Source organism: Nostoc sp. (assembly GCF_036916985.1).
Lineage (GTDB): Bacteria > Cyanobacteriota > Cyanobacteriia > Cyanobacteriales > Nostocaceae > Nostoc.
Map to the genome: position 1 here is coordinate 107,937 of NZ_JBALFD010000016.1, position 12,497 is coordinate 120,433.

The following is a 12,497-nucleotide window of genomic DNA, read 5'->3' on the forward strand; positions in this document are numbered from 1 at the left end:
CAACAAGCCTCCAGCAAGAGTATAAACGCGATTAATCCCCGATTAAGTCAAATTTGATCAAAATTGGCGGTAACGAGTTCATTCCTACGTCGCTACAGGTTACTTAGCGTCTTCGAGAAGGATAGAACTTGTTACCGCCATTGATGTCTTTTGTGCGTCACTCTAGGAGTGTGGCATATTGCGATGAACTAATTTCAGTGAGTAATCATCTTGTGTCAAACGCTAGTGTTCCTAGCCCTCGACAGTGATTGTACCAACCATACCAGCACCACGGTGGGGATTGCAGTAGAAAGTGTAGTCACCAGCAGGTGCATCTGCGGGGAAAGTAGTTGTTTTGGTTTGACCAGGATTCAACAGCAACTTGGTATGAGATAGAGATTTTGCCAATTCAGCGTTTTTAGTGGGGTTTTTGGCAGCATCAAACACAACATTATGGGGGGGAACTTTGTTGTTCACCCATTCAATTGTGTCGCCTGGTTTGATGGTCAACTTTTTCGGTTCAAATGCTAGCAGTCCTTTATCGCTACCCAATTTCACCTTGTAGGTTTCAGCCGAAGCACTGGGAGTAAAAACAGCAAAGCTGCTAACAACTAAAAGGATTGTCAACACAGCTAAACTAAGGCGTCGCCAGCTTACCGAAATTAATTTCATAGCTCTCTCCTAACAAACAATTTTTTTCCCTTTCTCATTTTAAATAAAATCAACGCCAAATATGACAATCTGTCATAGATAATTTTTTTTTTAATATATGGAGAGCAATTTATTGCAAAAACCTGTGTGATCAGAGGGGAATGGGGAATGGGGAATGGGGAGTGGGGAATGGGGAATGAATTCTTCCCTATGCCCTATTCCCAATGCCCAATGCCCTATTCCCAATGACTCAGTTCCAGGATTTAGTAATAAATTTTTCCGCCTCCCCACTTAGTACCAACGATTTTGGGTTGTAAAAGAATATGACCGGCGATCGCCTCCAAGTCCTCATCTGTCAGATTTCGCACTGCGGTGAAAATATCTGCGCTTTTGAGACTGGGGTGTATTTCGGAAATCTCTTCTTCCCCGTCGTAAGTAGTGGGATTTTTCAGGTAATCTACTAAGCCTTCAATGTTATTACGGTTGGGTGTTGCCAGTGCCAGGTCTTCTGGAGTGAGTCCCACGTTTTGATTTGTCTTGGTAACTCCACCAGCATGACATTGGGCGCAAGCGTAATTAAATAAGCGTTTGCCTTCTTTGACTTGTTTAAGGCTAAGTACGACGGTATCACCTTGAGTATTTAATGGCACTGTTCGGGTAGCTTTGTCCAGTTCCACTGCTGTCGCGCTACCGACAAGCAACTGAAACGAGAGTAAAACAGTAGCCACAACAACGCCAATTAGTCTTCTAAACATGTTTCCCCTTAAAAATTTTGACGCTCAACACAGCTAACTAAGAACGCGATTCTCAATCTCCAAGCTGCTAATTGCTAATGACTCATTGTTTTTTGTCATTAGCTATCAGTGATTAGCCAAAGCCGAGATAACCCTTTAGGTGACTTAGTTATCGCCCACCGAGTCGCTAGTACCTTTTGGGCGTATTTCAGACGATATTTGGGAAATAATTGCCTTTGCATCTTCTAACGCCAAACGGGTCTTTTGGTGTTTGTAGGCGATTCCCAGTTGGTTGCACAGAGAAAACACTTGTTCTACAGGAATGCTGTAGTCGGCTGCTATCTCTGCGATCGATAGGTCTGCAAAACCCATAATGCTTATTAACTGATAGATAGAGATTGAGTCTCTGTAATACCAATATCACGTTAGGAGTCCAATTTGTTGCCCAAAATACTGTTTGGGGAATGGGGCATTGGGCATTGGGCATGGGGCATGGGAAGCAGGGGAAGCAGGGGAAGCAGGGGAAGCAGGGGAAGTAGGGGAAGAATTAATGACTAATGACTATTAGCCTTTTCCCCCGGTAAAGGTGACGCTTTGAATAAAGTAACGATTAAAAAAGGCGTAAATACCTAAAGCTGGCAGGGTGAAGACCATAGAAGCCGCCATAATGTAGTTCCAATAGCTGATGTATTGACCTTTGAAGGTGTTCAGTCCCAAAGGGAGGGTAAACATTTCTGGGTCAAATAGGATAACTATAGGCAGCAAAAAATTATTCCAACTTCCCATGAACACAAATACTGCTTGTGCTGCTAGTGCTGGCTTTGCCAAAGGTAAGACAATATGTCGAAATATCCCAAAGGTATTTAAGCCATCGAGTTGAGCGGCTTCTTCTAGTTCTTTAGGAAAATTAACAAAAAACTGCCGCATCATAAAGATAAAAGTGGCATTCACCATGCTAGGCGCTATCATGCCTTGATAAGAATTTAGCCAGCCGATCGCTTTTAAAATTAAAAATGTGGGAATTAGGGTGATTTGTGCTGGTACTGCCAGCACCGCCAAGATTAGGAAGAACCAAAAACGCTTGCCTACAAAGCGCAGTCTTGCCAAGGCATAACCAGCCATTGAATTTAACAACAAGTTTAAAAGGGTGACGCTGATGGCGATCGCTACACTGTTAAACAACCAGCGCCAAAACAGCGGTTCTTGGAGAAAGATTTGCTTGTAGTTATCGAGAGTAAAATTTTTGGGGAGAAAGTTGGGTTCACCACTGACAATCTCTGATAGCGGCTTAAATGATGCTGAAAGTGCCCAGAGAAAGGGTATTAGGGTAATTATGGCATAGAGTGTCAGCAGAACGTATAACAGGGCTTTGAGCCAGGATAAGCCAGAGGTGTTAGTCAAATCGTTCGCCTCCGAAAAGTCGTCGCTGAATCAAAGTGATGAGAATGATCGCTGCTGCTAACAAAAATGCGATCGCCGCTGCATATCCCATTTGTAAATTCCGAAACACAGCTTGATAAATTAGTAGCACCACAGTTAAGGTAGCGTTGTTCGGCCCGCCAGTACCGCCAGAGAAGATATAAGACTGGTCAAAAAGTTGAAAAGTCCCAATCACCCCCACTGCTACCACAAAGAAGGTTACAGGCTTAAGCAGGGGAAGAGTAATGTAGATAAATTGCTGCCACCCATTTGCGCCATCGAGTTCCGCCGCCTCGTAAAGTGTTTGGGGTATATCCTGCAACGCCGCCAGATAAATCACCATGAAAAACGGCGCAGTTGACCAAATGTTCATAATCATAATGCCTTTGAGCGCAACTGCTGGATCGCCCAACCAGTTATAAGTCGGTAGCCCCACAAATGCGAGAAAATCGTTTAGTAGCCCATCAGTGTTATAAATCCACATAAAGATGAGTGTCAGCACTGCTGAAGAAGTAACTGTAGGCAAAAAATAGAGGATACGCCACCAGTTTTTACCACGAATCCCAGAATTTAGTGTTACCGCCAGAATTAAAGCTAGTACGGTTTGAGTTGGCACAACAATTGCTACATAAGCTGCTGTGTTTCTCAAAGCAATCCAAACCCGTTCATCTTCAGCCAATCGCGTGAAGTTCCGAAAACCGATGAACTCGTACTCAATACCGCCGAGAAGTTGGACTTTTTGCAGGGAAAGAAAAACGGCGTAGAGAATGGGTAAGACTACAAAAGTTCCCAAAACTAGAATTGTGGGCATCATGAACATATACCCAGCCAAGTCTTCGGTGATGTTCCACCTGAGGTTACTCCGCCGCCTGTTGATTTCAAACACTACTGAACCTCCATCTAATCTCGCACTAACCCGACTGTAGCGATGGATTGTGCATGATTATTTATCGTACTCCCAGACAAAAATAAAGACATTGCTTGTGTGCGTTAGCTCGATATGTCAGTTAGGGAACTATATATTTAGTTTCTTTGGGATGCTCACAAAATGTCATATACAGCTTATTTACGTTCAATTAAAAGTAAACTTCAGAGAACTGGTAAAACTCAAAAAAGTCTACGGATCAAAACTATCATAGAACAGTTTGGCTACCAGCGTAGAAGTCAATCATTCATAGATGATTTTAATACTGCCCTTGAGGAATTGGGGCTTTGTGCAAATCCTCGGTTGGATTTACATGTTCCCTTAGATACAAAAATAGCTATTTCTATTAAAGGTGTAGAACCAACAAATGAAGTGGCTGAACCTCAATCAATTTCAGCCAAACTAAAAGAGGCAGTTTCAGTCAAACATGATTTTTTCTACTACTTGTTTGATTTTGGTTCTGAACAAGAATATGAACGATTTCAAGCGTGTTTAGATTCTCAACAGCCAGTAGGTATTTTTTTGATTCCACAAGTAGAAGATTTCTTCTGTGATATTGTTGTCAAAATATTTAATTATGAATTAATTAGAAAATCTCAATATGGAGGCTATCATAGTATACCAAAAGTTGCCACTAGGAAAATTTCTACAAGTATTCTATCAGAAGAAGATAAAGATTGTGCAGATGAGCAAGAAAATCCTATCTCCGATGCTAGTATTTTCCAGTTTAATCGCTCAACTATGACCAGTATTATCCTTGGTAATACTGGCTTAGAGTTGCTTGATTCTGAAAAATTCGATCAGCAGTTTGAACAGATATCTCTTTATGCCAATAAATATAATTCCGAACAGTTCTTTATTCTATTTCATTGTCCATCGGCATTAGAAATCCAAGCCCATCAGCAAGAAGATGCTTTAGGATACTTGGTAGATAGAGTTGCTAGTAAAATTCCTTTTACTTTTACTCTCAGGTGTAAATATCCAAATGAAGCATCTATTGAATATAAAGAGGAAGTGTACGCCCATTTCCGTCTACTGCTGGAACTTCCATATTATGAATTAGATGAAGATGATGCATCTTTGCAAGATTACTTTGTCGAATTGCAAAAAGCTCAAATACAGGCTGAGTCTCAGTTATTTCTAAAAATGAAATCTGAACATTTTTACACTCTGAAATGGCAGCAAGAAAGTAAAGAATATATCTACCTTAAGTATTTTGCTATTAAAACATTGGAAAGTTTAGGATATGGATTGTCTAATATCGGCTGTGAAGTTGAATTGACTTCTAGGGATGAAGAAACAATCGATAAAGATACATCAGATGATGATGAAGAGTACCAAAGTGAAATCATAGAAGTCTATGTAAAAAATCAGGTAGTGGTTGAGATAGAAACTCTCAAATACCAAGAATTTCAAGATAATAATCTCTTTTTAGATTCAATTAAAAGAGTTTTGCGGAAATCAAAAGTATGGCCAAATCAACTAGAAAGTCTTTGGTTGGTAATTCCTGGTTTTGAGATAGCACGCAACTATTACCAACTGAAAAAAGCTAAGGAAATATTAGAATATAAGTTTTCTGAATATTATGGCGATCGCTTCCAAGTTATAATCATGGCTCCTGATTATGAAAAACACCAATTACTCCCAGTATCATTTGATTCTATCGAATATCCATCTTTTAAGTATGGAGCCAAAAAAACTAGTTTAGTCCAAGCATATCCAATTACTAACCGCATCAAAGAATTTAAGCTTGACTTTAGCCAAGTACAAGGGTTAAACGAAGAAAAAGAAAAACTAACTAGACTTCTGAAGCTGCAATCTAAAGGACATAAGAGTTCAATTGGTGGAATTCTTTTCTATGGTTTACCAGGATGTGGTAAAACTCTCCTAGCAAATGCCTTTGCTAATGAGTCTGGAAGATACTTCTTTAAGTTCTCTCCTGCCGATATTGTCAGTGTTTGGATAGGGCAAAGTCAAAAGAATATTCGAGATATCTTTGCTCAAGCTAAAAAGAAATCTCCTTCACTTTTATTCATTGATGAGTTAGACAGTATTGGGTTTAATCGTAACGAAGACAACGCACACACAGACCAAAAGGCAACTATCAACCAATTACTCATAGAACTAAATAATCTACAAAATAGTGATGTAATTGTCATTGCTGCTACTAATTATTTGAGTGGTATTGATAGCGCTTTGAAGCGTTCTGGTCGATTGGATTGGAAGATTCCTGTTTTCCCACCTGATCAAGTAGAAAGAATGGATTTGTTCAAACACTACCTATCCAAAATTGATATGAATCAGCTAGTTAACTTTGAAATTCTGGCGGATAAAAGTGGGAGATTTACTTCATCAGATATTGAGTTGGTTTGTCGGGAAGTTAGAAATGCTATTCTTCTAGAAGAAATCAGTTCGGCTTTAACAACTTCAGACGTGATTACTTACATCAATAATCTACAAGATGGCGGCTTAAGTCTTAATGAAGGGCAAGTCAAAGAATTTTTGGAAGAGTGTAAGAGAATGAGTGTAAAAAATCCTAAGTTAGAAAGTTTGAAATTAGAATGGGGATTGTATTAGCAATAGCTCAATAAAAATAGCGTAGGTCGTAGCCCGTCGTAGACATCGCACCTTTTGGCAGTGTTTGGAGAATAACTTTAGGAATATGCGATATTTTCATCCTATAAAAAACCTGCTAAGAAGTATAGAAGTGGTAGCGATCGCCTACGCTTCAACTTTTCTATTACTCTTTTTTCGGCAGCATTACTTTATCTTTCAACCGCCATTTCTCGCTAATTGACCCAGACGCTTTAACACACTCAAAACTGTATACAATTCATTACCTGGATTGAAAATGTAGAACAAGCGAGATAATATATATTTTGGTGTTTCTTGTTTAATTAATTTAACAAAAAGAAAACTACTGCCATTAGAGATTAGTCCATATACTGGTTTATCCGAGTTAGAAATTGCCAGCATATAAGCTAGCAGTTGTGGTTTGCCCATCTCCACGGAAAAAGCTGCTTGTTTGGACTCTATAACTACTACTACTAGCTGTTCAAACAAAACTAAGATATCAATCTGCCCTTTGATTTTTACGCCTTCATCAACAGCCGAAACTTCTACAGATTTTTCAGATTTAACATGAAACGGAGATAGATAAAAGTCTGCTAAATCCAACAAGGGAGACAACACTACCATCTTGACAGTGTTTTCCAGCAGGGGAGGGTACTTGAGCAAATTAGCATAACTTGCCTTAACTCGGTCAAGCTGTTGTTTTTGGGAGTTGGTAATTTCTGGTAAGTTATCTTGCCACTCTCTAAAAAATTGCTCATCCTCAACCAATTGGAGTCCAAAGGTAGTCTCTAAGTCAAGCAGGGTAATTTCTTTAGCCTGTATTGTTTGAACCATAATCCCAAAATATTTTTTGTAAATGATACTGAAAGTAAATGATTAATGCCAAACTGCTATCGACAACACGTACAAATTCTGAACCTAATCCAGAACTACGTTGCTCGTACCATTCAAAACCATCTTGGATATCAAGCTCTGCTTCTCGGCTAATAATTAACTGATAAATCATTGAGAAAAACCCAGTCTTTGCTTAACCTGTTCCCAGCTTGAACCCTGGTTTGGGTTTTGACGATGTGTTTCTAAACGTCTATCCAATTCTTGTTTTTGCTCTTCGCTCAGAGTTACTGCATTAGTGTCAGTCAGAATGCTATCCCATAAATCCTCTGCAAGTTGTATTCGTTCGGATACGCTTAATTGGGAAATATCAACGTTTAATAGGGGATGCATAGTTATTTACTATTGTTGACTAAACATCTACAATTTTAAGTCATTGCTCGATCAGATCCCCAGATCCCCGACTTTTTTGAAAAGTCGGGGATCTTGTCGCTTACGATAAATTTTCTCTTCTTTTTTAATTTATTTTTAGAAATGATCTTAAAACTCCTATAGTCCTATTAGAATATGACTATAGTCATGACTATGGTTATTATGAAATCAATTTCTAAAAGTAAACTCAAATCTCAACTTCTTGAGTTCTTACGACTTGTAGAGTCAGAAGGAGAAGAAATTGTAGTTACTGATCGCGGTAAGCCAGTCGTGAAAATTTCCAAATACGCACAAACACCTTCAACAGAAGAGTTATTTGGGGAGATGCGCGGGAAAGTGAAGTACTTTGAGGATTTAACTACACCAACCACTGAGGAATGGACGCAATTGTGAAGATAGTCCTTGACACTTGTGCCCTAATCTGGTGGAGTTTAGATCCAGTCAACCTTTCTGAACAAGCTAAAGAAGCGTGCAACCAGATGGAAAGGGATAAAAATGGTCTTGTCCCTTCCATAGCTATATGGGAAATTGCGATAAAAATCAAAAATAAAAAACTAGATTTAGGAGTCAATCTTAACGAGTACGTAGTAAGGCTGAAAAAGTCTAGTGTCGTTCAGATTGTACCCATTGATGAAAATATTTGGATGGAAAGTGTCAATTTAGAATGGGATCATCGAGATCCAGTAGATCGAGTTGTTGTTGCACTAGCGAGAAGTAATCAAGCTGCAATAATTACATCTGATAAGGAAATAGCAAATTTCTACTCAGAAGTGATTTGGTAGAAGTAAAAAAGATTACTCACTCCATCGCCTTAATTTGCTGATTAGCTTCATTCTCTGCTTTTACCATTGCCTGCTTTAATGGCTGTTGCCCCAGCAAAGCGCTAACAAACTGGTTATCAAAATTATTGACGATCACCCCTGGATATTTCCCCACCTGCCACGGTGTAGCATAATCAACACCTGCAACTAATGGCGATCGCAATGGGTCTTGGTCATAGCCCAAATTCTTTGCCACTGATTTACGTGTTGGCAAAGCAAACCCTGTTCCTGTCCACTTCTGCATCCCTTCTTTACCTGTGAGATAAGAAATCAACTCCCAGGCTTCGGCTTTGTGTTGTGCTTGCTTATTCATGACGTAGGCAACGGTAAAGACAATCGTGCCTTTTTTGTCATTAATAGTAGGCACTTGTGCGGTAGCAAACTCTACTTGGGGAAAGGTTTCAGTTAGATAGGGAATTGCCCAATTACCTTCAATCACCATTGCTACTTTACTTTGACCAAACATTTCACTACCTGAGTTTGTCCCCACATCAGATTTTTGTGCTGAGGAGCGGTCTTTTTGATACTGGTTTACTACCAACTCTAAACCCTGTAAACCCGTCTCACTAGCAAAGGTAGCATAACCATTTTGATCGATGAGTTGTCCACCAAAGGCTTTAATCTTATAAGCTTGACGCGCTAATTCTGGAATTTCCCCAAAGCCATATTTGTTAAGTTTGCCTGTCAATCGTTTCGAGTAGTTACGTAATTCATCCCAAGTCGCTGGCGGACTACTCAAATTTGCGGCGGCGAAGGCTTTTTTGTTATAAAACAGAGCCAGGGTGGAATAGTCTTTGGGAAATCCATAAATCTGGTTCTGATATTTAAAACTGTCGAGTAGGTTATCCTCAAAGTCTGCTAGGTCAAATTTGGGGGTGATATAAGCATCTAACGGTTCTAAGACATTTTGACTCATCAAGAAAGGAGCTTCCAGCGCATCCAGATAAAAGACATCAGGCGCGGCTTCTCCAACCAAACGAGTTTTAATTACATCCATGTATTGGTCGGAAATTACCTCATATTTGACCTTAATCGTTGGATGTTGTGCTTCAAAGTCTTGCAATACTTGTCTCAAGAGTTTTTGCTCAACGGGAGAGCCTCCCCAACCACTGAGTTTGATGGTGACTGCGGTAGATGCTAACGGTTTGGTTGGCAATTGTAGATTTTGACAAGCAATAATAGCGATCGCTATTACCAATCCCCAAAAATTAAATAATCTTTTCTTGCTCACAGATAGCTCGCAATCTCTTTCTTATTACTTATACCTTCTGTTGCTAAGGAGTGAGATTTTACTTATTTAAAATTCTTGTTTAGAATTGCAAGCTAAAATAACGAAAAATTATCAGCAACGCTAATTAATTCCTCTGCAACCGGATTTATCCAGGGTACTTCACCCATAAGCATAGATTATGGATTCTGTTCAGGTTGAAACAACTGCGCCACTGACTCTAGAAATTGCCCAGATTGCCTCACCACCAATAGCAATCTTTCCAAATTCTCGAATTCCCAAGGATAGTATTCGCACTAGTTTAAAAGCATCCACTGCGGATTCTGTCTTAGCATCGGTTTATTCTCTTGGAACTAGTGGCATTTTACTCAGCAATTTATTGGTGGAATTGGGTGCTAGTCCAGTGGTATTTGGGATGTTGTCTTCTATCCCGATGTTGGTCAATCTTATTCAGCCTTTGGGTGCTTACTTGTCTGAACGCAGCACCAGCCGTTTTCAATATTCGCTTCGGACGCACGGAATTGGTCGGCTGTTATGGTTGGTTTTAGTAATTGGGATTGTCAGCATCAATTGGGGACTAATTGATACTCAGCAGTTAGTAATATTGACACTCTTAATTGTTCTATTCAGCAATCTTTTAGGAGGATTAGGAACTGCATCGTGGCTAAGTTGGGTGGCAATGATAGTTCCCCGGCGATTGCGAGGCAGGTATTTTGGAACACGCAATAGTGCTGCTAACCTCACCACTTTGATTTGTGTACCAATGGCTGGACTAGTTGTATCACATTGGTATGGGGGATCTCTACAAGGTTATGGGATAGTCTTACTGGTAAGCATTGTTTTTGGAATTATAGGATTGGGGTGTCAATATTTCCAGGTGGATATAAATCCCCAATCGCAAAACACTTATTATGGCAAGTCAGCACAAACAAGTGAGATTCAATCAGACACTACAAAAGATGAATCTTCTGAAATCACTCAATCAACAGACTTATTACTTCTGCCTTCAAATTCAATTCATTTGCCACAAGACCAGTTAACTAACAGTATTTGGAAAAATTCTAACTTTTTGATATTTCTGCTGTATTTTAGCTTCTGGAATCTTGCTGTTAATCTCAGCAGTCCTTTTTTTAACCTCTACATGCTGGACACGCTGGATTTGGATGTGAGTTACGTGACTGTCTACAACAGCCTTCAGGCGGGGGCGACTTTGCTAATGCTTATTCTGTGGGGAAAATTAGCAGATAAGATTGGTAATCGTCCCATCCTCATCTGTATTGGGATTTTGGTTGGAGTCACACCACTCCTCTGGCTAGGAATTGGTGCTAATCGCCTTGATATCTGGTTGTGGCTACCTCTATTACACATCTTAGCTGGAGGTACTTGGGCGGCCATTGACTTGTGCAGCAATAATATACAATTGGCGATCGCACCAATTAAAAATCAGTCTATCTATTTTGCGATCGCAGCTGCCGTTGCTGGAGTGAGTGGTGCTTTGGGCACAACTATAGGCAGCTTTCTCGTCCAATTTGCTCAATCTGGAGGCTTACTGGGCTTGTTTGCCCTCTCTGGTCTATTCCGACTAGTAGCGCTTGTTCCACTGATGTTTCTTCAAGAGCCAAGGAGAGGGTGAGGGATTGGGGACTGGGGACTGGGGACTGGGGAGAAGCAAGGGAGCAGGGAGAAGAATTTTCCCCTCCGCCCCCCGCACCCTGCCCCTCTGCCTCTTTTCAATGCCCAATACAATACTTCAGTCTACGGCAGTAGAAGTCAAAGACATTGTTTCCCACAAAACCATGTGAGGTGTTGTTAGTACAGGCTGGTGTAGAGCAATCAGCTGGGCTAGGGTGTTCTTTAATTGAGTACGGGGTACAATATCATCGACAAAACCGTGCTGGAGTAAATCTTCAGCAGTTTGAAAATTTTCGGGTAGTTTTTCCCGCAGGGTTTGCTCAATCACTCGCCGACCTGCAAAACCAATGGTTGCCTTGGGTTCTGCCAAGATAATATCACCCAACATTGCAAAACTAGCGGTAACCCCGCCTGTTGTGGGGTTGGTCAAAACGGGAATATATAATAGTCGGGCATCTTTATGACGCTGTAGGGCTGCGGAGATTTTCGCCATCTGCATCAAGGAGAGCATTCCTTCTTGCATTCTCGCGCCGCCGGAGGTGCAGATGATCACTACAGGATATCGCCGTTGAGTGGCTTGCTCAATCATGCGGGTGAGTTTTTCTCCCACAACTGAACCCATACTACCGCCCATGAAGCGGAAGTCCATAACTCCAAGGGCAATGGGCAAACCATTGATTTGACCTAAACCAGTGTTAACCGCGTCTATTAAGCCAATTTTATCTTGTGTTTCTCGTAGGCGATCGCTGTAGAGTTTGCGATCGCGAAATTCCAGCGGATCGGTTGGACGCAAATGCTCGTCCATCGGTTTCCAGGTATTGTGATCTATCAATTGACGGATGCGTTCATCGCTGTCTACCCGATTGTGATGACCACATTCAACACAAACCATCTGATTGGCTTTCAGGTCTTTTGTATATGCCAAAACGCCACACTTAGAGCATTTATGCCAAAGTCCATCAGCAATTTCACGCTCTTGACGTTCGAGGCTGATAGATCCTGACTTCTTTCGATTTGCAAACCAATCAAATAGAGACTTTAAACCACGTGATTCTTCGTTGTTAGCCATTTTTTATTTTATTTTAAGTGGGTATGAGGTCGAAAACATGTCAAATCGTATTGGGTTGTCCTTAATCATTAGTCACTTGTCTTTGCTAATAGACTAATGACTACATCGTTAAACTACGCTTTTAAGCAATTCAGACCTTAATTTTCATCTTTGGTTGCCAGCTTAACGAAAATACTTATACCAATACAAGTCTCTTGCTCTT

The 12,497-nt window shown here is 40.5% G+C and carries 14 protein-coding genes; 4 read left to right on the forward strand and 10 right to left on the reverse strand.

The annotated features are described in order from the left end of the window. Positions 1-231: 231 nt before the first annotated feature. The 5 genes from petE to V7L07_RS05555 all read right to left on the reverse strand — a co-directional run bounded on the left by petE (position 232) and on the right by V7L07_RS05555 (position 3,669). Complete coding sequence (petE, locus tag V7L07_RS05535; RefSeq protein ID WP_335055770.1) at positions 232-651, reverse strand: plastocyanin; 420 nt, start codon at positions 649-651, stop codon at positions 232-234. Positions 652-893: 242 nt separating this feature from the next. Continuing rightward, positions 894-1,385: a photosystem II cytochrome c-550 gene (psbV, locus tag V7L07_RS05540; protein WP_179065906.1), complete on the reverse strand. Its 492-nt coding sequence runs from the start codon at positions 1,383-1,385 to the stop codon at positions 894-896. 144 nt (positions 1,386-1,529) lie between these two features. After that, on the reverse strand, positions 1,530-1,736 hold the full coding sequence (locus V7L07_RS05545) for a hypothetical protein (protein WP_335055772.1): 207 nt from the start codon (positions 1,734-1,736) through the stop codon (positions 1,530-1,532). Between the two features lie 192 nt (positions 1,737-1,928). Beyond that, positions 1,929-2,765, reverse strand: a complete 837-nt coding sequence (locus V7L07_RS05550) for a carbohydrate ABC transporter permease (protein WP_335055774.1) — start codon at positions 2,763-2,765, stop codon at positions 1,929-1,931. Next, positions 2,758-3,669, reverse strand: coding sequence for a carbohydrate ABC transporter permease (locus V7L07_RS05555; RefSeq protein ID WP_335055776.1), 912 nt, complete (start codon positions 3,667-3,669; stop codon positions 2,758-2,760). Before V7L07_RS05555 ends, V7L07_RS05550 begins: the two co-directional genes overlap by 8 nt. Positions 3,670-3,831: 162 nt before the next feature. Here V7L07_RS05555 and V7L07_RS05560 point away from each other — a divergent pair, with 162 nt between their 5' ends. Next, positions 3,832-6,285, forward strand: a complete 2,454-nt coding sequence (locus V7L07_RS05560; RefSeq protein ID WP_335055778.1) for an ATP-binding protein — start codon at positions 3,832-3,834, stop codon at positions 6,283-6,285. A 195-nt stretch (positions 6,286-6,480) separates the two neighbouring features. Here V7L07_RS05560 and V7L07_RS05565 read toward each other — a convergent pair whose 3' ends face one another. Genes V7L07_RS05565 through V7L07_RS05575 form a run of 3 tightly spaced genes read right to left on the reverse strand, consistent with a single transcriptional unit; the run spans position 6,481 to position 7,506 of the window. After that, entirely contained in the window at positions 6,481-7,116 is a 636-nt protein-coding gene (locus tag V7L07_RS05565) for a restriction endonuclease subunit R (RefSeq protein WP_335055780.1), read from the reverse strand. Beyond that, positions 7,094-7,288, reverse strand: a complete 195-nt coding sequence (locus tag V7L07_RS05570; protein ID WP_335055782.1) for a hypothetical protein — start codon at positions 7,286-7,288, stop codon at positions 7,094-7,096. Before V7L07_RS05570 ends, V7L07_RS05565 begins: the two co-directional genes overlap by 23 nt. Beyond that, positions 7,285-7,506: an addiction module protein gene (locus V7L07_RS05575; RefSeq protein ID WP_335055784.1), complete on the reverse strand. Its 222-nt coding sequence runs from the start codon at positions 7,504-7,506 to the stop codon at positions 7,285-7,287. The genes V7L07_RS05570 and V7L07_RS05575 overlap by 4 nt, the downstream gene beginning before the upstream one ends. Positions 7,507-7,707: 201 nt before the next feature. On the opposite strand from V7L07_RS05575, the gene V7L07_RS05580 reads away from it, so the two are divergent. Beyond that, positions 7,708-7,938, forward strand: coding sequence for a type II toxin-antitoxin system Phd/YefM family antitoxin (locus V7L07_RS05580; RefSeq protein ID WP_104908431.1), 231 nt, complete (start codon positions 7,708-7,710; stop codon positions 7,936-7,938). After that, positions 7,935-8,327 carry a type II toxin-antitoxin system VapC family toxin gene (locus tag V7L07_RS05585; protein WP_335055786.1) on the forward strand — a complete coding sequence of 131 codons (393 nt, stop codon included), beginning with the start codon at positions 7,935-7,937 and terminating at the stop codon, positions 8,325-8,327. Before V7L07_RS05580 ends, V7L07_RS05585 begins: the two co-directional genes overlap by 4 nt. 16 nt (positions 8,328-8,343) lie before the next feature. On the opposite strand, the gene V7L07_RS05590 is transcribed toward V7L07_RS05585, so the two are convergent. Next, positions 8,344-9,597, reverse strand: a complete 1,254-nt coding sequence (locus tag V7L07_RS05590) for an ABC transporter substrate-binding protein (RefSeq protein ID WP_335055788.1) — start codon at positions 9,595-9,597, stop codon at positions 8,344-8,346. Between the two features lie 178 nt (positions 9,598-9,775). Between V7L07_RS05590 and V7L07_RS05595 the strand changes: the two genes are divergently transcribed. Then, positions 9,776-11,227, forward strand: coding sequence for an MFS transporter (locus V7L07_RS05595; protein ID WP_335055790.1), 1,452 nt, complete (start codon positions 9,776-9,778; stop codon positions 11,225-11,227). Positions 11,228-11,344: 117 nt separating this feature from the next. On the opposite strand, the gene accD is transcribed toward V7L07_RS05595, so the two are convergent. Next, positions 11,345-12,295 carry an acetyl-CoA carboxylase, carboxyltransferase subunit beta gene (accD, locus tag V7L07_RS05600; protein ID WP_335055792.1) on the reverse strand — a complete coding sequence of 317 codons (951 nt, stop codon included), beginning with the start codon at positions 12,293-12,295 and terminating at the stop codon, positions 11,345-11,347. Positions 12,296-12,497: the final 202 nt, after the last annotated feature.

Bases quoted from the DNA above. Each gene is read 5' to 3' on its own strand.
- V7L07_RS05570 (WP_335055782.1), bottom strand. From the start codon at position 7,288: ATGATTTATCAGTTAATTATTAGCCGAGAAGCAGAGCTTGATATCCAA.
- petE (WP_335055770.1), bottom strand. From the start codon at position 651: ATGAAATTAATTTCGGTAAGCTGGCGACGCCTTAGTTTAGCTGTGTTG.
- psbV (WP_179065906.1), bottom strand. From the start codon at position 1,385: ATGTTTAGAAGACTAATTGGCGTTGTTGTGGCTACTGTTTTACTCTCG.
- V7L07_RS05545 (WP_335055772.1), bottom strand. From the start codon at position 1,736: ATGGGTTTTGCAGACCTATCGATCGCAGAGATAGCAGCCGACTACAGC.
- V7L07_RS05575 (WP_335055784.1), bottom strand. From the start codon at position 7,506: ATGCATCCCCTATTAAACGTTGATATTTCCCAATTAAGCGTATCCGAA.
- accD (WP_335055792.1), bottom strand. From the start codon at position 12,295: ATGGCTAACAACGAAGAATCACGTGGTTTAAAGTCTCTATTTGATTGG.
- V7L07_RS05565 (WP_335055780.1), bottom strand. From the start codon at position 7,116: ATGGTTCAAACAATACAGGCTAAAGAAATTACCCTGCTTGACTTAGAG.
- V7L07_RS05560 (WP_335055778.1), top strand. From the start codon at position 3,832: ATGTCATATACAGCTTATTTACGTTCAATTAAAAGTAAACTTCAGAGA.
- V7L07_RS05595 (WP_335055790.1), top strand. From the start codon at position 9,776: ATGGATTCTGTTCAGGTTGAAACAACTGCGCCACTGACTCTAGAAATT.
- V7L07_RS05580 (WP_104908431.1), top strand. From the start codon at position 7,708: ATGAAATCAATTTCTAAAAGTAAACTCAAATCTCAACTTCTTGAGTTC.